Below are 21659 nucleotides of genomic sequence, written 5' to 3' on the forward strand. Positions count from 1 at the left end.
CCGCCCCGACCTCTCTGGAGAACGCATGCCCATCTCTTCGCGAGCCGCCGATTTTCGTCGCGGCGTCTTCGACATCCTTCCCGTCCTCGCCGCCGCAGTGCCGATCGGCCTGTTGTGGGGAACGCTGGCGGCTGGCAAAGGCTTCACGCCCTTCGAGGCCTGGCTGACCAGTGCCACCGTTTTTGCCGGGGCCGCGCAGTTTGTCGCCCTTGATATGTGGCGCGATCCGGTGCCGCTGCTGCTGATCGTGGTCACCACTTTCATCGTCAATGTCCGGCATCTGCTGATGGGTGCCTCGCTGCAGCGGCACCTCGGCAATTTTTCCGGCCCCGGCGGCCTCGTTGCGATGTTCCTGATGACAGACGAAAGCTGGGCCTTCGCCGAGCGCAGGGTGCTGGTCGAGCCGCTGCGGCCGGCCTATTACTTTGGTGTCGCCGTGCCGATGTGGCTGGTATGGACTTCCTCCTCGCTGGCCGGCGCCATCGCCGGGCGTTCGCTCGGTGACCCGGCGGTCTATGGCTTCGATTTCGCCTTTTCGGCGCTGTTCATCGCCATTCTCGCCGGTTTCTGGAAAGGCCCGCGCACCGGCGCAGTTCTCGCCACGAGTGCGCTCGCCGCGGCAATTGCCAAGCTGACGATCCCGGGTGCCTGGTACATCGTCATCGGTGGCGTGGCAGGGGTCATCGTCGCAGCGATCCTGCACAGCGACGAAGAGGATGCTCAGGGCGGGCAAGACGCTGGCGACAGAGCGGCTGAAGACGTGGGCAGCGCATGAGCGATGATCTGCTCACCGTTGCGACCATCTTCGCCATGGCGGCCGCCACTTATCTTACGCGCATCGGCGGCCTCTATTTGATGCGCGGTGTCCGCGTCAGAGGGCGGCTCAAGGCAGCTCTCGACGCGCTGCCGCCGGCCGTATTGATGGCCGTCATTGCGCCAACCGTGCTCGCCACCGGGCCGGCCGAAACCATCGCCGCCGTGATCACCGCCGCCGCGGCCTTCCTGCGTTTGCCGATGATCGCCGTCGTGGCCATTGGCGTCGCCGCAGTGGTCGCGCTCAGAGCCTTCTTCTGATTATTTGCGCTTGATTGCGCCGCATTGCCGCAGCCAGGTCAGTCGAGCCGAGCTTTTCGAGCTGCTCGGTCACCTGCAGCCGGTCTTGTCGAGAGCGATTCTGGCTCAGTTTGTACTTGCACTGGATCTCGCTCACCGCTACTTCGACACCGACGATTCCGTCAAGCATCGACCCCTTGTATTCGGGAGACCATGGTTTCTCGAAGCCTGACTCGTATCTTGCCGTCAGCGCATCGACGACTGTTTTCAGCTTCTCGTGGTCGCTGAACACGCGGCACTGGCCGTAGATGTGCACCGCCTGGTAATTCCAGGTCGGAACTCCGGGCGCGGCATACCAGGACGGCGAGATATAGTCGTGCGGCCCCTGCAAGCTGATCAGCACCTGTTGACCGGCAAGTTCGCGGTGCTGCGGGTTCTGCTTTGCCAGATGTCCGCTGCAAGTGGTCATGTCCTGACTGAGGAGAAATGGCATATGCGTGGAAAACGGTCGCCCCGCGACAGACGAAACGAGTTGCCCGAAAGCGTTCGCTTCGATGAATGCCAAGACTTCGTCTCTGTCAGTGACGTCGAAGTGCTTTGGTATGTACATGCCTCTTCCTGGAGTGAAGAACCGCGCCGAACGCCTGACGCAAGGGCGGCTACAGATAAGACCTTTTGTCGAAAACCGCAGCCTGGCCATGGTAGCCGCCGCGCTCGTCAATCACAAACCCGCCAGCGCTGCTACCCAGGCCTCGGCCGTCGGCCGCAGTAGTTCCAGTATCGGCATTGGATACACGCCGACGGCCAGAATCAGCAGCGCGGGCAGCAGCAGGACGGCCTTTTCACGCGCCAGCAGGTCTTCCCCGGCGGCTATCTCAGCGTTGCGCAACGGCCCGAGGAAGGCGCGCCGGAAAGGCGCCAGGAAGGCGGCGGCAGCGAGTACCGTGCCGAACAGCGCCGCCAGTCCGGCGCCGGTATGGCTGTGCAGGGCGGCGACGATAATCAACAGTTCTCCGGGGAAGCCGCTGGTTCCCGGCAGGCCGATTCCGGCCAGGCCGAAGAGCAGGAAGAAGCCCGATAGCAAGGGCATGCTGCGCATTACGCCGCCCAACTGCGCGATGTCGGTCGAGCCGCTGCGGCGCTGCAGGAAGGCGAGCACCAGAAAGCCGCCACCGGCGGCGACGCTGAAGTTGAGCAGTTGCAGCAGCGCGCCTTGCAGCGCCGACGCCGAGAAGCTTGCCAGCGCGAGCACTACCAGGCCGACGTGCGACAGGCTCGTATAGGCCAGCATGCCGCGCAGATTGCTGTGTGCCATCGCCGCCACGGCGCCGTAGAGTATGGCCAGAGTGCCGCAGCCGGCGAGCAGCCAGTGCAGGTCGCGGGCGGCGATCGGCGCTAGCGGGATGGCCAGGCGGATCAGCCCGTAGGCACCGAGCTTGAGGCCGACAATCAGCGCGGTGATTGCTGCCGGCGCGCCCATGGCCAGCGACGGCAGCCAGGTGTGCAGGGGCACCAATGGTACTTTGGCGGCAAAGCCGACGAGCAGCAGCAGGAAGACCACGTATTGCGTGCCGACGGGCAAGGGCGTCGCGAGCAGCGTCGGCAGGTCGAAAACTGGCGCGCCGGCACTCTCGGCGTGGCCGAAGGCCAGCGCCAGCAGACCGAAGAGCAGCGGTACGCCGCTGGCCAGCATGACCAGGAAGTAGCGTACGGCGGCCGTTTGCCGGGCGGCGCCGACGCCCCACAGACTGACCAGGAAATACAGCGGCAGCAGCGTGAACTCCCAGCAGAAGAAGAACAGAATCGTGTCCAGTGCGCAGAAGACAGCGAGCGTCGCTGCTTCCAGCAAAAGCAGCAAGGCGAAGTACAGGCCGGGCGACAGTGGCGCAGCCGCGGCGCGAATCCGCCAGCCGGCGATCACTGCGCCGCAGAAAAGCAGGGCCGTGGCCGGCAGGAAGAGCAGCGAAATGCCATCGACGCCGAGCACATAGCGGATGTTCAGCCCGACCATCCAGTTCGCCGCATCGATCAACTGGAAGCCCGTCTGCGCGCTATCGAAGGCGGCGACGATCAGCAGTGACAGCAAGAAGGTCAGCAGCGTCGTGCCCAGCGCGATCCACTGCGCCCACGGCGCACGCCGCAGTAGCGCCGTTGCCAGTGCGCCGCCGATCGGCAGCGCCAGAAGGGTGCTCAGGAGGGGGAAGGAAGCCAGCTCAATCATGGGTGAAATAGGCGGCGAGCGCCTGGGTTGCGCTGTCGGTCAGTTGCAGCCAGGGTTCCGGGTAAAAACCCGCGAGCAGCAGCACCAGCAGCGCGGCGCCGCCGACAGCGTACTCCATGGGGCTGGTACGGGCGATACTGCGCGCCGGCAGGTCTTTCGGCCGCGGCGCCAGAAAGGCGCGCTGAAAAGCCCACAGCAGGAAACCGGCGGCGGCGACGTTGCCGAGTGCGGTGGCGACCGTCGGCAGCGCGCCGAAAGCCTGGATCGACGCTTCCAGGACCAGGTGCACGGCATCAAAGCCCGGTGTTCCCGGCATGCCGAGCAGCGCCAGACCGCCGATCAGGAAGGCGATGGCGATGAAGGGGACGCGGTCGAAGAGGCCGCCGAGGCGGTCGAGATTGGTGGTCCCGGCGCGGCGGTAGACGTAGCCGATCATCAACAGCATGACCGTGATCGCCAGGCCGAAGTTGACCGCCAGCAGCAAGGCGCCCTGTACGCCGGCCGGATGCAAAGTGAATAGACCGATGACGATCAGGCTGGTGTGGCTGACGACGGCGAAGGCCATCAGTCGGCGCAGGTTCGCCTGCCGGAAAGCGAGCACTGCGGCATAGAAAACGCCGACCATGGCGAAGGCGACGACGTAGGGCTGCCAGATGACGACCGCTTCGGCCGTCAAGGGCAGCAGGAAGCGCGCCATGCCATAGATGCCGACCTTGACGCCGAGCAGGAGCACCGGACCGACGGCGATCAGTCCATAGCCGGCCGAATTGGGCAGCCAGCCGTGCAGGGGAAAAAGCGGTGTGCGGATGGCCAGCCCGTAAAACAGCAGATAGAAGGCCGCCGACTGGTATTTGCTGATCTGTGGCGTTGCCAGCAGGTCGAAGAGATCGAAGCTCCAGCGCTCGCCGAGGGGGTTGGCGTCGGCATGGCTCCAGACGAGGACCACGGCACCGGCGATGAACAGGCAGCAGCCGAAGAACTGATATTGCAGGAAGCGCGACAGTGCCAGCTTCTCTTCGCTGGCCGAAGCCCAGCGCCAGAGCAGATAGCCGATCAACGCCAGCTGCAGCGCCGACGCGGCGGCAAACCAGAGCAGGTTCATGGTCGTCAGCATGCTCATCAGCGAGGCCTCGATGAGCAGCAGCACGCCGAGCAGGTGTATCGGGGTGACCTGTTGGCGCGCCATGCCGTAGAAGGCGAGCAGCACGCCAAGCAGCGCCGTGAGCAGGATGAAAAGCACGCTGATGCCGTCGGCGGCGGCATGATAGGCGAGCAGGTCGAGCCGTTCGGCAAATTGCATGACGCTGCTCGAGACGTCGATGCGCCGATAGAGGTCGAGCGCCAGGAACAATTCAGCGACTGCAAACAGGCGGCCGACGGCAACCGCCAGGCGAGCCTTGCGCAGGATCAACAGCGCCAGGGCACCGAGCAGCGGCAGCAACTGCAGCATCGCCAGCAGCGGGTAGCCGGCCAGCGCCGCCCAGTGCACTTCATTCATAGAATTACCACCATCGTCGCCATCACCATCAGCATCAGGTAGCGCGGTTGTTCAAGCAGCAACTCGATGGCATCCGCGTAGCGGCCGATACGGCGCAGTGGTTTCATCATCGAATCGTTACCGCGCAGCAGCAGACGGTTCTCGATGCGCTGCAGCCATGCGGCAAAGGCGAACAAGGCGCGACCGGCGAAGCCGTGGCCGCCGATCAGTTCGTCCGTAGCCGTGGCATGGTTTTTGGCGACTTCGTGATCGGCGCGTGGCGTGCCCAGAAGGGGGTCGATGACCTGTGCGTCGAGGGCGCGTACGTCCCTGCCCAGCGCCAGCGTCGGGCGGGTCAGCAGGCTGCTCGCCAGTGCCTCGATCCAGAAGCGCTGCAGCGCCGCGCTATACAGCCAACTCTGCCGGGCCAGCCAGTTCGGCACCGGGCGCGCCGGACGGCGGACCAGGTGCATGTAGGACGGCGCGAGCAGAAACTGGTAGGCCCGCCAGGCGGCGTGCAGGCCCGAGTAGCAGGCGGCCAGCCAGAACAGCCCGAAGCCGCAGAGCAGGAACATCAGACCGACCTGGGTCACTGTCGAGAAGATCAGTGCCGACTTGACGTCGCTCTGCACCAGGGCGCAGAGCCCGCCGTACAAAGCTGTGGTCAGACCGACGACGACCAGTAGCAGCATCATGTCGGGCACCTGCAGCAGCAGTCCCTGCAGACGACAGAGCAGGAAAACACCGGCGTGCACCATCAGCGAGCCGTAGAACACCGCCGACGATGGGGTCGGCCCTTCGAGCGCACGCGCGATCCACGGCGTGAACGGCAGTTGCGCCGATTTGACCACCGCCGCGAGCACGAAGCCGGCGGCCAGCAGGCGTGCGCTGACCACGCTCAGCGTTCCGTCGCCGCTCAGCGCGGCCCATTCGACGCTGCCCACCGACCACACCGCGAGGCCGATGCCGAGCAGGAAAGCGGCGTCGCCGACGCGGTTGGCGACGAAGACGAAAAGCGCGTTGGCGCTTGCCACGGGTCGCTCCCAGGCGTAGGCGATGAGCAGCCAGGAGCTGATCCCCGCCAGTTCCCAACCGACGAAAGCCAGCACCGCGTTGCCGGCCAGGACGATCAGCAGCATGCCGGCGAGAAACAGGCACATGCCGAGAAAGAAGCGCGGGAAGGCACGCTCGCGGTGCAGATAGGTGGCCGAGAAACGCAGCGCAATCCAGGCGATCAGCGCCACCAGCGTGGCCATCGGCAGGCTGTAGGCGTCGAGGGCAAATGACAGGCCAACCTGCGTCAGGCCGATCGCCAGCCATTCGCCGCTGCGCAGCGTCTCCGGCACGCCGTTGAGCAGTGCCGCCAGGTCGAAAAGCAGCAGCAGGAGCAGGGCGCCGAGCGCCGCGCCGCTGGCCAGTCCGGCGGTCAGCGGCTCATGGCGGTCGCCGTGCTGTCGGCAGAAGAGCATGCGCATCCCGATCGCCGCCGCAGCGAGGAGCGGCAATAGCGGTACCAGCCACACCAGGCGCATGCTTTCCGTGAGTGTGCTCATGCTGCCGCTACCCGTGGCTGGCGCAGCAGGGCGGGCGGCAGCGCTTCGTGTCGACCGGCGAAGCAGTCGAGCGAACGTTCGACTTCGGTGATGTTCGCCGTCGCTTCCGTAGCCGGATCGGCGTGCCATGGCTGCCAGCCGCTGGCCGGATCGAAGAGGTGAATCGCTCCCGTTTCCGGGTGCTTGGCGGCCAGCACGACCCAGCCGTTGCCGACCAGTTCCTGCATCGGCGGCTGCCGCTGGTAGATCGCGCTGAGCAGTTCCGTCGTCTGCTCGACGACGACCAGCAGGCGCATCGGTTCGTGGATCTCGATCATTTGCAGCGGCAGGCCGGTGCGCAGGTCCGAACTGGCACCCTGCATGACGCCAAACAAGCCCGCCAGGTTGTGCATCACCTTGCTGCCGCAGCCGAAGCCTTCGTTATCGACGCTCGAGAAGTAGTACTCGAGGCTGATGCCAGCGCCAACCGGGCCGGCGGCAAGCAGGGTCGCTTCGAGGATGCGGCCTTCGAGGTCGGGCAGCGGATCGTAGGAAATCAGGAACACGCGGCGATCGAAAAAAGCACGCCGACTCATCGTCCGGCGACCAATGAAGGCGGTGGCAACGGTGGCATGGCCGAGTTCGGGTCGCGCCTGCGCGATATCCTGGCAGCGCTCGGCGAGATGCTGCCGCGCCTGAGCGGGCGACGGCGCGCGCGGCGCCGACGCCAAGCGGCGACAGCGTTCGACGGCGTGCAGACTGGTCGCTTGCGCACAGTCCCGGCGTATGGCCGCGAACGCCTCCTGGTGACTGGCCGGAAGATTTTCGAGGTCATACCAGAGGTAGCTTTCGTCGCAGGTATTGTGCTCGGCAGCGACGAAGAGCGTTGTCTCCGGAATCTGCAGGCCCTGTTCGGCAAGCCTGGCGCGAATCGTCGGGCGGTTGGCCAGGGCCGCAAAAACGCGCGCATTCGGGCCGCCGTGCCGGCCGGAGCAGGCGCCGCAATCGTAGGCCGCCAGATGCGGGTTGTTCCGACTGTCCGAACCGTGGCCGACGATCAACACCAGTGGTGCGAAGTCCCTGGTTAGCCCGATGCTGCGCAGGAAGCCACCGACGCGAGCGAGCTGTTCTTCCTCGCTGAAGCCCAGGCGAGGTTCGTCGGCAGTGGCGACGCGACGGGCTTCGCTGTCTTCAGCGGTCAGCCGCAGCATTGCCGCCAGAGGCTGGTCGAAGTTGTCGCGCTGGCGCGCGAGCGCCGCGCCGAAGCGAGCCGGCGCGAGGGTTCTGGCGAACAGGGCCAGGAGAGCGAAGGGGGCAGCGGCGGCGGTCAGCAGCGCTGCCTGCAGCCAGCCGCGCCGGCTGCCCTGATGCAGGCGCTCGCGCCAGGCAAGGCGCAACTGGCGGCGCCGCTGATGCGCTTGCTGTGCCGCCTCGCGGCCACTCGGCACTGCTTCGCGAATGGCGTTCGTCGGTCGTACGACGATCGGGCACAAGGCGCTTGGCGCCTCATCGTCGAGGCCTTGCCAGAGCATTGGTACGCCAAAGAAACCGGCGGCACCGAAAGTCTCGAACGCCGGATTGACTTCTTCCAGGTGGCGGCGCGAACCTTCCTCGCGGTCGTCCATGCAGAACACGAATTGCGCTTCGGCTTTGCCGGCCAGCGCCGCGGCGCGGCCGTGATTGGCAGCCAACGCAGCGAAGATCTGCTGCCGATAATGGTGTTCGTAGGCCAGCAGCCAGACCTGCCCACGCTGCTTGCGGCTCAGTGAAGCGGCACAGTCGAGCAGGGCCTGCGCGCCGGCCGAAGCGATCTCGCGCAGTTGCCGCCCGCCCAGACCGAGCTCTTGCGCGAGCACGAAAAGCGGCCAGGCCGCCAGCGTCGTTTGCTCGTCTTCGGAAAGCTGGCCGTCTCGCGGCTCCGCAAGACTGGCAGAGGAAAGTGGGGAAAGTGAGGACAGGCGGCTCGCAAATTCCCGCCACTTGGCTGGCGCGTCGCTCGCCGGCGACGCCAGGCAGGGGGTCACCGCCGCAAGCAGGTCTTCGCTCAGTTCTTGCTTGCCGAACGCGTGTCGTACCTGCAACTCGGCGGCGTTGGCGGCGAAATAGTCCCCCAGCGCCGCCAGGCTGAGCGGCAAGTCCCAGATGCGGCGAATCAATTGCTCGCCGTAAAGCCGTTCGAGTACCAACCGAACGGCCAGGAAATCGGCCAGCGAGACCGGCGGCTCGCCGGCGCGCGGGTGCGCTTCGCGCCAGCAGCACATACCGGCCCAGCCGGGTAGCTCGAGCACCAGCCGTTGCAGATAGGCGTCCCAGCTCGCGTCCTGAATACCAAGTTCCAGTAGCTCGCCAATGATCGTCAGCAGCGGGTCGTCCGGCAATTGCGCAATCTCTTGCCGTGCGCCGACGAATTCTTCAAGCTCCCAGGTCCAGTCGCTGGCAGCACTCTGCCGCCACGCGGCATAGAAGCCCTGGCTCAGCGCCGCGTTTCGCCACGCGGCAAGGCCCTGGTCGAGGTGTGCGCCGAGATGGCGAATCAGGCTGGCGTGCAGCGTGTCGCGGAGATCTTCGCCGCTGAGGTGGGCGAGCAGGGTGGCCAGGGTCCAGTGCTCGCCGAGGCCTGTGATCAGTTCCTGCCACAGTGCGCCGGCGGCTTGCGGAGCGGGCTGTCCACTCGGCGCTTCCGGCCACTGCGGCCATTTCGGCCACTCGTCGACGGCCGCGCTGGCCAGTGGCCTTGCGCTGGGCCCTGGCTGCAGAGCACAGGCGGCGGCCCAGAGATCGCTCACCGCCGCCGCTTCGTCGAATCCTTCAGCCTTGGCGGCTGCCCACAGCACTTGCCGCGTCGCCGCGTCGAGATCGATTTGCCAGCGTGCGAAGGCCGCGTGTTCCTCGCCATGCCAGCGAATCTGCGCTGCTGACAGCTTGCTCGGCGCATGGCGCAGCGTCGCCTGCAGGATTTCCCCGCGGGACAGTTCGCGGCTCCCGACGGCGAGCAGTCTTTCGTCGCTGCGCGCAGCCGGCAATTGCCGCAGAGCGGCGTCGAGGTCGCTCACCGTTACTCGCCCCTGCCGGTAGAGATCGCGACAGCGGTCTTCGTCAAGCCAGGTCTTGGCGCCGGTCAGTCGCCCGGCCTCGTTGCAAGCTTCGGCAAAGGGCAGATGTTGAAAAGCATGCAGGGTGTTGTGATGGACGAAATCACGCAAGGGCGCCTGTGCCGGCAGGACGTGTTCGAGGTGGCTCAGACAGCTCCTGATCCGTGCCCGGGCGTCGGTCGACGTCACGTTTGCGCTGGCCGCTTCCGGCGCTATGGGAGGGGTATTCATCAGTTGACCACTCAGCCTCCGAACTGCTGCGCCAAGCGGGCGACCGACGAGGACATCAAGCCGAGCAGCGGTGCCGGGTAAAACCCGATGACGACGATGGCCGCGCTTAACACGCTGGCGGTCACCGTTTCGCTGCGGGTGAGGTCGGCGAAAGTCGCGACGCCGGCCGCTGCCCCCGCGAAAGGCCGCTCAGGGCCGGTCGACAGCCGGCGAATGGCGCGCAGGGCGTAGGCTGCCGAGATCAATACGCCCATCGACAGCACCGCCAGCCAGCCGCCCCAGCGAGCGTAGGCGCCGATCAGTACCTGCAGCTCGGCGATGAAGCCGGCACTGCCCGGCAGGCCGACCGATGCCAGCAGGGTCAGCGTAATGAACACCGCAAAGCGTGGTGCGGTCCGGTTCAGCGAACCGTAGGCCGCGAGCTCGCGCTGATGGGTGCGCTCGTAAAGCAGGCCGATGAGCATGAACAGCAGCCCCGCCGCCAGTCCGTGCGCCACCATCTGCGTCAGCGCACCGTTCAGCCCGGCCTCGTTGAGGGCGGCGATACCGAGCAGCACGACGCCCATGTGCGAGATCGAGGAGTAGGCAATCATCGCTTTCAGATCGGTCTGCCGCCAGGCGAGAACCGCACCATAGATCAGGCTGAGCAGCGCCAATAGCGCCAGCCAGTCCTGCAGCGCCTGCGCCGCGCCCGGTAGCGTCCATACCGCGCGGATCAGGCCGTAGGCACCCATCTTGAGCAGGATTCCGGAGAGCAGCACCGAGATCGGACTCGGTGCCTCGACGTGCGCCAGCGGCAACCAGCCGTGCAGCGGAACGATCGGCATCTTGACGCCGAAACCGAGCAAGAGCCCGAGAAAGACCAGGATTTGCGTTTTCTGCGGCAATTGCGCGCTGCCGGCGGCCATGTCGTCCATCGCGAAACTGTGCCCGGGGGCGACGTCGTAGAGCAGCAGCAGCGCGATCAGCATGAACACCGAGCCGCCGAGCGTGTACAGCACGAAGTTCAGTGCCGCGCGGTGACGATTGGCTCCCCCGAGACGGTCGATGAGGAAGAACAGGGGGATCAGCGTCAGTTCCCAGAAGACGTAGAACAGCGACCAGTCGCGTGCGGCAAAGACCATCAACATCGAGGTCTCGAGGCCCAGGATCAGCGAGAAGTACAGCTTGGCGCCGTTGCGCACGGCGGTCGACGTGAAAATCGCGACGAAACACAGGACCGTTGCCAGCAGTAGCATCGGCAGCGAAATTCCGTCCACACCGAGCGCCAGGTTCGAGCCAAGGCGCGGGTTCCACGGACGGGTCTCGAAGAACTGGATGTCGCCGATTGTCGGGTCGAAGTCGATCAGCAACAGGCAGGCGCAAAGCACCGTCGCGGCGGCCACGATGCTCGCGACATGGCGCAGGAGGTCGACTCTGCGACTCGGCAACAGCAACAACAGACCCGCCCCGAGGAGTGGCAGCAGCAACAGCACTTTCAGCATGGACACGTGGCGGCGCCTTGTGGCGCGGCAGCTCCCCCCGGAATTGTTTTTCTCGCGGGGAGTGATTATGCCATCATCGACGAGGGTTTCCGCCGTGTGAGTTGTTCTTCAAGCTGCGCCAGCGACCACGCGTGAGGCGATCAGCCGAAATCCTCGCCTCAGTGGCCAACGCCAAACACTGCTCGAAGACCCCCGCCACGGCGACGCGATGCTTGACGCTTGCCGATGCAGGGCTGCTGCGCTTCTATCCTGGCGAACTCCGGCAACGTCGCACCGCGGTCAGTATCCCGCGCAGGATCTCGAGTGGCGGCGGCGGGCAGCCGGGCACCGCGAGATCGACCGGAATGACATTGGCCACACGCCCGCAACTCGCGTAGCTGTCGCCGAAAATACCGCCGTCACAACCACAATCGCCGACGGCAACGACCAGCTTGGGGGCAGGAGTCGCAGCGTAGGTGCGGCGCAAGGCGAGTTCCATGTGCCGTGAAACCGGTCCGGTAACCAACAGCATGTCGGCGTGACGTGGGCTGGCGACAAACCTGATGCCGAGTCCTTCGATGTTGTAGTAGGGGTTGTTGAGGGCGTTGATTTCCAGCTCACAGCCGTTGCACGAACCGGCATCGACCTGGCGAATGCTCAGCGCCCGGCCGAGAATGTCCAGGAGTGCGTGCTGAATATGCTCACTTTCCACGCGCAAGTCATTGCTGAACTCGGGTGGCACTTCACTGCGGATGCCGTTTTTCGCGATCTGTTTGACAATGCGCCACATCAGAGGTCGTGTCCCGAGTAGCTGAGGTTGAAGGATTTGTTGATCAGCGGAAAATCGGGAACGATGTTCCCCATGACCGCGTGTTCCAGCACCGGCCAGTTCTGCCACGATGGATCGTGGACGTGACAGCGGCGGATGCAGTTGGCGCCTTGCTCGCCATCCCATTCGAGAGCGACGAAGATCTCGCCGCGCCAGCCTTCGACCCAGCCGGCGCCGAAGGCCCGCTTGCTCGGCAGCCGCAGTTCGCCGCGCGTCGGGCCGTCCGGAAGTCGGGCAAGCAGCACGCGAATCAGCCGCAGTGATTCCAGAACTTCGTCGAAGCGCACGCTGACGCGAGCGGCTACGTCGCCGTTGCGCTGCGTCGCGATGTTTACTTGCAACTGCTCGTACGGCGCCCAGGCCTGATCGCAGCGCAGGTCAGCGGCCTGGCCGCTGGCGCGACCCGCGAGGCCGGTGAGCCCCAGTCGAGTGGCGAGTTCCGGTGACACCTGACCGGTGGTGAGGAAACGGTCCTGCAGGCCGGCATGCTCGTCGTACACTCGATGCAAATCCCGCACTTCACGCTCAATCAGGTCGCACTGGCCGACCAGGCTGGCGGCAGTCGCCGGAACGACATCTGTCGCCACCCCACCCGGGACGATACAGTCCATCATCAGACGGTGACCAAAAACCGCATTCGAGAGGCGAAGCCAGTCTTCCCTGAGCCTGGAGAACTGAGCCAGCCCGAAGGCGAACGCAGCATCGTTGCCGAGCGCACCGAGGTCGCCGAGGTGGTTGGCGACCCGCTCGCGTTCGAGCAGCAGCGCGCGCAGCCAGGTGGCGCGCCCGGCAAGCTGGCAGCCGGCCAGTGATTCCAGCGCCATGCAGTACGCCCAGCTGTAAGCGACCGTCGAATCACCAGAAATCCGCCCGGCCAGTCGATGCGCCTGGAGCGGGGAAAGCTCGGTAAAACGCTTTTCGACCCCTTTGTGTTTGTAGCCCAGACGTTGCTCCAGGCGCTCTACCTTCTCGCCAACGACCGAAAAACGGAAGTGCCCCGGCTCGATGATCCCCGCATGCACCGGTCCGACAGGAATCTCATGCACGCCGTCGCCTTCAACGCGAACAAAGGCATAGTCGGTCACTGCTCTCGGCGTGGCGGCAGCTTCCTGCGCAGCTTCCCGACGTAGCGGCAGGTAAGCCTCTGGCCAGGCACCGTGGTTCAGCCATGGTCGTCGATCGCTCGCGCCTTCGGCTACGACGCCGAGCAGATCCGCCGCTGCTCGCTGCATGCGGCCAGCGCAGGGAAACAGTGGCACCAGGTCGGGATAAGTGCCAGCCCGCTCGGAAAGCGGCAGATCGAGCCACAGTAGACCTTCCCTTAGCGCATAGGCCGACGAGATCGCCAGGCCGCCCGACGCCCCCTGCGTGCGATCGGACGCCCAGAGAGCAATTAGCCGACCGCCGGTCTCGGAAATTGCCCGCGCAACTACCTGCCAGGTTTCGGCGCGCACTGTCGCGCGCCACATCGGCAGAGGTGCCGGCAGGCGTTCGCAATCGAGGTTGAAGCCGGCGATTCGCATCGCCTCAACCGCCCATCATTGCGGCTGCCTGACGATACCATTCGTGCAGGTACGGCGGGATGTACAAGCCCAGCATCAGCCCCAGGCCAAGGTGCACGAAAACCGGCAGCAGCGCGGGCGCGTGGCCGAGGGTCTTCTTGAGGGAGGTTTCGCCGAAGACCATCGGCTGGACGCGGCTGAAGACGGCGGCGAAAGCCACGCCGAGCGCCAGCAGCAGAAACGGTGTCGCCCACGCGTGGTCGCGCATGGCCGTCGTGAGGATCAGGAACTCGCTGGCGAAAACGCCGAAAGGTGGCATGCCGAGAATGGCCAGCGAGCCGAGCATCATCCCCCAGGCAAGCCGCGGACTAACCTTGATGAGACCGCGGATGTCCGCCATGTTCTGCGTTCCGGCCTTCTGCGTGGCATGGCCAACGGCAAAGAAAATTGCCGACTTGATCAGTGAATGCACCGTCATGTGCAGCAAGCCGGCGTAGTTGGCAATCGCGCCGCCCATGCCGAAGGCGAAGGTGATCAGTCCCATGTGCTCGATCGAAGAGTAGGCAAACATGCGCTTGACGTCCTTTTGTCGTGACAGGAAGAACGCTGCCACCACCACCGACAGAAGACCGAAGCCCATCATCAACTGCCCGGCGAGGGCGTTTCCCAGCGCCCCGTCGGTGAGCACCTTGCAGCGCAGGAGGGCATAGACCGCGACGTTCAGCAGCAGGCCCGAGAGCACGGCGGAAACCGGCGTCGGCCCTTCCGCATGCGCATCGGGTAGCCAGTTATGCATGGGTACCAGTCCGACCTTGGTGCCGTAGCCGATGAACAGGAAAGCGAAAGCGAGGGTGATGATGGTCGGATCGAGCTGTGTCTTGACCGCGTCGAGATTGGTCCACAGCAGCGCGCCAACCTGGGTGCCGATCACCTTTTCAGCGGCCATGTAGAGGAGGACGGTGCCGAACAGGGCCTGGGCGATACCGACGCCGCAGAGGATGAAGTATTTCCATGCCGCTTCGAGACTGGCTGCGGTCCGGTACACGCTGACCAGCAGCACCGTGGTCAGCGTCGCCGCTTCCATGGCCACCCAGAGGATTCCCATGTTGTTGGTGGTCAGGGCCAGCAACATCGTGAAACTGAACAGCTGATACATGCTGTGATAGAGCCGCTGCCGCTGCGCTGTCATCTTGCCGTGGTCGTGCTCGATACGCATGTAAGGCCGCGAGAAGATGGCTGTGGTCAGTCCGACAAAGCTGGTCAGGGTGACCAGAAAGACGTTCAGCGGGTCAACGAAGAACTCGTGCTGCCAGGCGAACAGCGGCCCATCCGAGATGACCTCGACGGTCAGCAGGCAGGTGGCGATGAAAGTCCCGAGGCTGAACGCGACGTTGATTTCGCGCGCGATGTCGCGCTGCCCGGTAAACGCCAGAACCAGGCTGCCAAGCAGCGGGATTCCGAGAACATAGAACAGCGTTTCCAAGTCAGTCCTCCTTGAGCTTTTCCAGGTGGCTGATGTCGAGACTGTCGAATTGCTCGCGAATCTGGAACATGAAAACGCCAAGAATCAGAATGCCGACCAGGACGTCGAGAGCGATGCCGAGTTCAACGACCATCGGCATGCCGTAAGTGGCCGAAGTGGCGGCGAAGAAGAGGCCGTTTTCCATCGACAGGAAGCCGATCACCTGCGGTACGGCCTTCGCACGGGTAATCATCATCAGGAACGAGAGCAACACGCAGGCCAGCGCTATGCCGAGCGTGCCGTGGGCGATGGTGGCCGACAGCCTGGATATCGGCAGCGCCAGGTCGAAAGCGAAAATGACGAGCACGATGCCGATGATCATCGTCGTCGGTATGTTGATCAGCGTTTCGACGTCCCAGCGCACATCGAGGCGATTGATGACCCGATGCAGCAGCAAGGGAATCAGAATGACCTTGACTACCAGAGTGATGCCGGCCGACAGGTAGAGGTGCGGTTGGTCCGTCGCGTAGCCGACCACCAGCGTCGCCGCAACCAATGTTGCACCTTGCGCGGTGAACAGGTGGATCAGCGACAGAATCCGCCGCTGCGAAATCATCGCGAAAGCCAGGATCAGCAGCGTTGATGCCAGGAGATTGATCAACTGGGCGACGAAATCGCTCATCTCACGCGCGCACCAGGATGTGCACCAGCATGCCGATCACTGCCAGCAGGAAAGCGGTGGCGAGAAATTCCGGGACGCGAAAAATGCGCATCTTGGCACTGAGCGTTTCGAGCAGCGCGAGCAGCACGCCGCCGATCGCCAGCTTCAGGATCAACGCCGGCATCGCCAGCAGCAGTGCCAGCGGCGCCTGCGCCGCGGCGACGCCCCACGGGAAGAACAGCGCCAGGCCAATGCACGAATAGGCGAAAAGCTTGAGACTCGCGGCCCACTCGAGCAGCGCCAGATGGCGGCCCGAATACTCCAGGATCAAGGCCTCGTGAATCATCGTCAGTTCGAGGTGCGTTGCCGGGTTGTCGACCGGCACGCGGGCGTTTTCGGCCAGGGACACCATGGCGAAGGCGACGCCCGCGAAAGCCAGACTCGGATAGATGGCCAGGTCGCGATGTGCGAGCGTCTCGACGATGGTGGTCAGCGAGGTCGACTTGGAGATCAGCGACGCCGAGAAGAGGACCATCAGCAGCGCCGGTTCGGCCAGAAAGCCGATCAGCATTTCACGGCGCGCACCGAGCGTGCCAAAAGACGTACCGACATCCATTGCCGCGAGGGATATGAAGACCCTCGCCACGCCGAGCAGACCGACCAGGGCAATCGTGTCTGCCGCCGGCGACAGCGGTAGTTCGGTGGACAGCGTCGGGACGATCGCACAGGCCAGCGCCATGCACCCGAAAACGATATATGGAGCGCCGCGGAAAAGTGGGGACGCATGTTCGGCAAGCACCGATTCCTTGTTGAACAGCTTGTGCAGCATGTGGTACGGCTGCAGCAAGCCCGGCCCCGACTTGTTCTGTAGCCAGGCGCGGTTTTGATTGACCCAGCCACTGAGCAGGGGTGCCAGCAGCAGCGCCATGACGATCTCGAGAAATTGCGAGAAAACGCCGAGCCAGGTCATAACGTGACCACCAGCAGCACGGTGATCAGGGTCAAGAAGCTGTAGAGGAGATACACCGCGATCCGCCCCTGTTGCAAGAGACCGATCAGCTGTGCCAGACGCTCGACGGCGGCGGCCAGCGGCAGGTAGATCCAGTGCCAGAAGGGGTCGGTGACGCTGACGCGATAGCGCGGCGCGGCATCGAAAGCGGACGGCAGCTCGCGCTCCCAGCGAAAGAAAGGTTCGAAGATCTGTCGAATCGGCTGTCCGAAGCCTTCGGCGGTATCCTGCATGCGCGCGTTTTGCCAGGGGAATCCGCAGTCCCAGGGCGGCGAGCGCCGCAGGCGGCCGTGATAGAAGAGACGCACCAACAGGAAGGCGAGCGCGAAGCTCGCAGCGACGCCGAGCAGGAAAATTGCCGGTCCGTAACTCGCGCGCTCGATCGCCACCGGCGCCAGCAGCCAGCTGTTGGCGCCGACGGTCCTGGCGAGACCGGCGCCCACCAACAACTGCGTCACCGGATCGATGAGGGTGATGAACTGGACCGGAAACAGCCCGAGCGCCAGGCAGCCGGCGACCAGCCAACCCATGCCGATGCGCTCCCAACGCCCGGCGTCGTGCGCTTGCGCCAGTTTCTCTTCGCGCGGCTGGCCGAGGAAAATGACGCCGAAAAACTTGACCATGGTATAGCCGGCGAGCGCCGCCACCAGTGCGATCAAGGCGGCGACCACGGGAATCAGCATATTGAGGAATGAACTCGGCAAGTCCGGCGAGAACAGGAAACTCTGTAGCAGCAGCCACTCCGAGACAAAGCCCCCAAAGGGCGGCAAGCCGGCGCTGGCCAGAACACCGATCAGCATTGCCCAGGCCACCCAGGGCATATAGCGGATCAGACCACCGAGCTTGCCGAGGTTGCGCTCAAGGGTGGCGTGCAGCACTGCTCCGGTGCCGATAAAGAGCAGCCCTTTGAAGAAGGCATGGCTGGCCACATGGTAGAGCACCGCCGTCAACGCCAGTGCCGCCATTACCGGCATGTTCTGGGTCGCGAACAACACGGCCAGGCCGATGCCGGTGAACAGCAAACCAATGTTCTCGATCGACGAATAGGCCAGCAGGCGTTTCATATCGATCTGCACGGCGGCGAAGACGACACCGAACAGGGCGGTCGCCAGACCAACCGCCAGCAGCACCAGGCTCCACCACCATATCGGCGTACCCAGCAGGTCAAAAATGACACGCAGCAAACCGTATATCGCGGTCTTCAACATGACCCCGCTCATCAGCGCAGAGACCGGCGACGGCGCAGCCGGGTGAGCCTCGGGAAGCCATACATGCAGCGGTACGATACCCGCCTTGGCGCCGAAACCGAACAAGGCCAGCAGGAAAGCGAGCGACGCACGGTCGGGCAGGATGGCCTGCGAGCGCATGTTGGCGAAGGTGTAGTCGCCGGTGTTCGCCTGCAGGATGCCGAAGCACAACAGGATGCCGATAGCGCCGACATGCGCGATTAGCAAGTAGAGGTAGCCGGCACGCTGAATCTCGACGATGCGGTGGTTGGCGGTGACCAGGAAGAACGACGACAGGGCCATCGTCTCCCACATCACCATGAAGGAGTAGGCATCGTCGGCGAGAACAACCAGCGCCATGCTCGCCAGAAAGACGTGGTATTCGAGCGCCAGCAAGCCGGGCGGCGTTCCTTCGCCCTTGCGGAAGTAGCCCGCCGCGAAGGCCGACACACCGGCCGAAACGCCACCGATGATCATCAGGAAGAATGCTGACAGGCTGTCGAGGCGAAGATGGAAGGGCAGACCTGGCAGGCCGATCGGCAACACGGCGACTTCCGGCGAGATGAGCATCGCGCTCAGAGCGACGCCGAACAAGAGCAGGCCGAATGCCCCGCCGACAGGAAACAGGACTCTCGCCACCAGGGCCAGGCGGTGCAAGGCGAACAAGCCTGCGGCACCGATCAGCAGCCAGGCAGCAACGACCAGCAGGACCCAGTCCAGATGCACCCAGGTGCTTGGATAAAGGAAGACGCCGCTGCTGATCATCATCGGCAATGGGCGCCACGCAGTGCCGCGCCGACACGGCTTGCGCGTGCACGCGTCGTCGCGTGCGCGCCAGGGCCAGGGCCAGCGGCAATGGCTTCGCATGCCAGGGGAGACAGTACATCGCGATCACTACGGATGGCGAACAACATGGCGTTCAGCTCTCCAGGAAACGCTTGAGAAAAACGCGCAACGAGGTGCTCGAAGACTTTTGCGGCGTCGGTAGGCGCTGCACGCTTCAATTGCCCAGGTTTCTTCGGTGCGAATTGCATAGCAAGTATATTCGCTACTGATACAATTGCAATTGTAATTTAACTCACATAAAAAGCGCTGATATGGAAAATCGTACGGCACGCCTGACCATTCTCGTCGACCCTCTCAAGAAGCAAATCTTCGAAGAGATCTGCGCGGCTCATGATCTGACGCCTTCCCAGGTGGTCAGGAAACTGATCCGTCAATACATTCTTGAAAACGCCGGCGACCGGGAACTTCCTGAGTGGCTGAAGGGACGGTCATCGTCCGACGGAAGCGTCTAGCCTGATGAGTGATGCAGTTTGCCGAAATTTGCGTATTCATGGCCGCGTGCAGGGCGTTGGCTACCGCTGGTCCCTGGTTGCCGAAGCGACACGGCTTGGGCTGAGCGGCTGGGTGCGCAACCGCCGCGATGGCAGCGTCGAAGCGCTGGTCAGCGGCTCGCTCGAGGCGGTTCACGCACTGCTCGTCTGGGCCCATCGCGGGCCGTCGATGGCCCGCGTCGATCGCGTCTTGTGCAACGAAGGCAATGCCGGCGAACTGGGCAGCCGCCCCGGCTTCGTCCAGATTGCGACGCGCTGAGCAAAAGCCTTGCTGCCTTCAGCGCACGCTGATTTCGACACGATCGTAACGACCGGCGTCGTCCATGACTGTGATCTGGTAGCGTCCGGCATCGCTGAAGCGCTGTTGCAGGGCGCGACCCGCCGGGACGCGGCCGATCTGGCGGCCGTTCAGTAGCCAGATCAGTTCGTCCTGGCCGCCGCGCGCTTCGAGGCGCAGCTCGGGCGCCGGGCCGTTGCCGGCGCGGCGGATGGTGGCGCCGTTGCTGATGCCGACGATGCGCAGGCCGCCTTCCGGCGCGCGTGCGCCGATGCAGTCTGGCGCCCACTCAGGGGGCAGTGCGCGGGTTCGCGTCGCCGCGTCGAGCCAGGGTTCGAGGGCGGCTGGCCAGCGTGCCATGTCGACGGCAGTCATCTCGCCAGCGGCACAGGCTGCGCGGACGCGTAGGCCGCTGGCGGCGTCGCGGTAATCGGTATAGCGCGGGCTGCCGCCGCGCAGTCGGTCGGCGAAGGTCGGCGGCGCGGTGTCGTTGACAATCCAGGCCGTTCGTTCCTGATGGCAGAGCGCGGGCGGCGTGCTGTCGCTGCGCGTGCCGAGTGGCCAGCAAATGCGGGTCGTAGATACGCTCGTCGGCGGTGTGCGCGGCCCTGGTGGTGAGTCGTCGACGACCGCAAAGACGTCGACCAGCAGGGGTGCCGCGACGTTGGCGCCGAAGAAGCCGGGGTTCGGCGTGCCATCGGGTCGGCCGATCCAGGCGCCGACCGTGAAGCGGTCGCTGACGCCAACTGCCCAGGCGTCGCGAAAACCGAAGCTGGTGCCGGTTTTCCAGGCGATGCCACGGCGTGCGCCGACGCCGTCGTTGAGCTGCCGCGCGACCGGGCCACCCGCTTCGAGGATGTTGCGGATGATGAAGGCCGCGCCTGCGCTCATCATCCGTGCTTCCTCGCGCGGCGCGTCGGCAAAATAGCGCGGCTGGCCGCTGACCCCGGCGCGCGCCAGCGCGGTATAGGCGCCGACCAGACCTTCCAGGTTGACCGCCGTGCCGCCAAGGATGACGCTGAGGTTGGCTGCGGCGCCCTGCGGCAGTGCCAGCTTCAGGCCGCCGCGGCGCAGCAGGGAAACGAAGCGCTGCGGCCCGAGCCGTTCGAGCACTTCCACTGCCGGGACGTTGAGCGATTTCTGCAGGGCTTCGGAGACGCTGACCGGGCCGCTGAAGTTGGCCTGGAAATTGCCCGGCTGATAACCCGAGAAGGATTGCGGCACGTCGGCGAGCAGCGACTCGGAGTGAATCAATCCTTCGTCGAGGGCCAGGCCGTAGAGGAAGGGTTTCAAGGTCGAACCCGGCGAGCGCGCCGCCTGCACCATATCCACATGCGCAAAGCGCGCGTCGTCGCTGAAATCGGCGGAGCCGGCGTAGGCCCGCACTTCGAGAGTCTGGTTATCGACCACCAGTGCCGCCATCGACACGCGTGGCGGCAGCAGCGGCAGCCTGGCCGCAAGCAGGTATTCGACCGCTTGCTGCAGGCTCGCGTCGATGGTGCTGTCGATGCGCGCGACCTGTGGCCGCAGTCGCCGCAGGCGTTCGGCGAGCAGCGGCGCGAGGAGCGGCTCGCGGATGCTTTGTGCGATCACCGGTTCCTGACGGGCGTCGGCGATCACTGCCGCGCCCCAGCGCGATTGCAGGCGATCGAGGACCTTGTCGCGCGCCTGCCGGGCAGCTTCCGGGTAGCGGTCGGGGCGCAGTCGCGAAGGGGCTTGCGGCAGCACGGTCAGCAATGCCGCTTCGGATTCGCTCAGTTGTCGGGCCGATTTGCCGAAATAGGCACGGCTGGCTGCTTCGACACCCTCGACGACGCCACCCATGGGCGCAAAGCTCAGGTAGATTTCGAGAATCTCGCGTTTCGAGAGGCGCAGTTCGAGCTGCAGCGCGCGCGCGATCTGGCGCAGCTTGCCGGCAGCACTGCGCGAGGGCGAGTCGGGTTCGAGCAGGCGCGCTACCTGCATGCTCAGTGTCGAGCCGCCGGAGATAATCTGCCCGTGTCGCTGCCATTGCCAGGCGGCGCGCAGCAGCGCCCAGGGATTGACGCCGGGATGCCACCAGAAGCTGCGGTCCTCGTAGGCAACCAGCGCTTCGATATAGCGTGGCGAGACGTCTTCGACGCCTACCGGGTGGCGCCAGATGTGCTCGCGGTCGGGGAAGGCGCGCAGTGGCGTTCCGTCGCGGGCGACCACCAGTTGCGCCTGTGGCGCCGACTGCCCAGGCAGGGGGGGCGGGAAAAGTTGGTCGGCGATGAGGAGTGCGGCCAGCGTGCCGGCGAGCATCAAG

The 21659-nt window shown here is 64.9% G+C and carries 17 protein-coding genes; 4 read left to right on the forward strand and 13 right to left on the reverse strand.

Annotation, left to right across the window (positions count from 1 at the left end):
• Positions 1-25 precede the first annotated feature (25 nt).
• Together QZ648_RS20235 and QZ648_RS20240 are read left to right on the forward strand one after the other, a co-directional pair.
• Positions 26-775 (forward strand): AzlC family ABC transporter permease, encoded by a 750-nt coding sequence (locus QZ648_RS20235; protein ID WP_291998120.1) that lies wholly within the window; start codon positions 26-28, stop codon positions 773-775.
• Positions 772-1074, forward strand: coding sequence for an AzlD domain-containing protein (locus QZ648_RS20240; protein WP_291998121.1), 303 nt, complete (start codon positions 772-774; stop codon positions 1072-1074). Before QZ648_RS20235 ends, QZ648_RS20240 begins: the two co-directional genes overlap by 4 nt.
• On the opposite strand, the gene QZ648_RS20245 is transcribed toward QZ648_RS20240, so the two are convergent.
• From QZ648_RS20245 to hyfB, 12 genes are all read right to left on the reverse strand, one after another.
• Positions 1058-1753: an FMN-binding negative transcriptional regulator gene (locus QZ648_RS20245; RefSeq protein ID WP_291998122.1), complete on the reverse strand. Its 696-nt coding sequence runs from the start codon at positions 1751-1753 to the stop codon at positions 1058-1060. The genes QZ648_RS20240 and QZ648_RS20245 overlap by 17 nt on opposite strands.
• A gap of 21 nt (positions 1754-1774) precedes the next feature.
• On the reverse strand, positions 1775-3274 hold the full coding sequence (locus tag QZ648_RS20250; RefSeq protein ID WP_169065227.1) for an NADH-quinone oxidoreductase subunit M: 1500 nt from the start codon (positions 3272-3274) through the stop codon (positions 1775-1777).
• Positions 3267-4772, reverse strand: coding sequence for an NADH-quinone oxidoreductase subunit M (locus tag QZ648_RS20255; protein ID WP_169065228.1), 1506 nt, complete (start codon positions 4770-4772; stop codon positions 3267-3269). Before QZ648_RS20255 ends, QZ648_RS20250 begins: the two co-directional genes overlap by 8 nt.
• Positions 4769-6304 (reverse strand): proton-conducting transporter membrane subunit, encoded by a 1536-nt coding sequence (locus tag QZ648_RS20260; RefSeq protein WP_291998123.1) that lies wholly within the window; start codon positions 6302-6304, stop codon positions 4769-4771. The genes QZ648_RS20255 and QZ648_RS20260 overlap by 4 nt, the downstream gene beginning before the upstream one ends.
• Positions 6301-9606, reverse strand: coding sequence for a DUF2309 domain-containing protein (locus QZ648_RS20265; RefSeq protein ID WP_291998124.1), 3306 nt, complete (start codon positions 9604-9606; stop codon positions 6301-6303). The genes QZ648_RS20260 and QZ648_RS20265 overlap by 4 nt, the downstream gene beginning before the upstream one ends.
• Positions 9607-9617: 11 nt before the next feature.
• A complete protein-coding gene (locus QZ648_RS20270; protein ID WP_169065248.1) occupies positions 9618-11090 on the reverse strand; it encodes an NADH-quinone oxidoreductase subunit M in 1473 nt (490 codons plus the stop codon).
• 244 nt (positions 11091-11334) lie between these two features.
• Entirely contained in the window at positions 11335-11859 is a 525-nt protein-coding gene (locus QZ648_RS20275; RefSeq protein WP_291998125.1) for a formate hydrogenlyase, read from the reverse strand.
• A complete protein-coding gene (locus tag QZ648_RS20280; protein WP_291998126.1) occupies positions 11859-13421 on the reverse strand; it encodes an NADH-quinone oxidoreductase subunit C in 1563 nt (520 codons plus the stop codon). Before QZ648_RS20280 ends, QZ648_RS20275 begins: the two co-directional genes overlap by 1 nt.
• Positions 13422-13425: 4 nt before the next feature.
• Positions 13426-14883 carry a hydrogenase 4 subunit F gene (locus QZ648_RS20285; protein WP_169065233.1) on the reverse strand — a complete coding sequence of 486 codons (1458 nt, stop codon included), beginning with the start codon at positions 14881-14883 and terminating at the stop codon, positions 13426-13428.
• A gap of 1 nt (position 14884) precedes the next feature.
• Positions 14885-15544: a formate hydrogenlyase gene (locus QZ648_RS20290; protein ID WP_169065234.1), complete on the reverse strand. Its 660-nt coding sequence runs from the start codon at positions 15542-15544 to the stop codon at positions 14885-14887.
• Between the two features lies 1 nt (position 15545).
• Positions 15546-16493, reverse strand: a complete 948-nt coding sequence (locus QZ648_RS20295) for an NADH-quinone oxidoreductase subunit H (RefSeq protein WP_169065235.1) — start codon at positions 16491-16493, stop codon at positions 15546-15548.
• Positions 16490-18526 carry a hydrogenase 4 subunit B gene (gene hyfB / locus QZ648_RS20300; protein ID WP_291998127.1) on the reverse strand — a complete coding sequence of 679 codons (2037 nt, stop codon included), beginning with the start codon at positions 18524-18526 and terminating at the stop codon, positions 16490-16492. Before hyfB ends, QZ648_RS20295 begins: the two co-directional genes overlap by 4 nt.
• A gap of 329 nt (positions 18527-18855) precedes the next feature.
• On the opposite strand from hyfB, the gene QZ648_RS20305 reads away from it, so the two are divergent.
• On the forward strand, positions 18856-19056 hold the full coding sequence (locus QZ648_RS20305; RefSeq protein ID WP_169065237.1) for a CopG family transcriptional regulator: 201 nt from the start codon (positions 18856-18858) through the stop codon (positions 19054-19056).
• 4 nt (positions 19057-19060) lie between these two features.
• Entirely contained in the window at positions 19061-19354 is a 294-nt protein-coding gene (locus tag QZ648_RS20310; protein ID WP_291998128.1) for an acylphosphatase, read from the forward strand.
• A gap of 18 nt (positions 19355-19372) precedes the next feature.
• On the opposite strand, the gene pbpC is transcribed toward QZ648_RS20310, so the two are convergent.
• The gene (gene pbpC, locus QZ648_RS20315) at positions 19373-21655 is read right to left on the reverse strand and encodes a penicillin-binding protein 1C (protein ID WP_291998129.1); all 2283 of its coding nucleotides are present in this window, start codon (positions 21653-21655) and stop codon (positions 19373-19375) included.
• Between the last annotated feature and the right edge of the window lie 4 nt (positions 21656-21659).

The organism is Candidatus Accumulibacter sp. ACC012 (assembly GCF_907163155.1).
GTDB classification, from domain to species: domain Bacteria; phylum Pseudomonadota; class Gammaproteobacteria; order Burkholderiales; family Rhodocyclaceae; genus Accumulibacter; species Accumulibacter delftensis.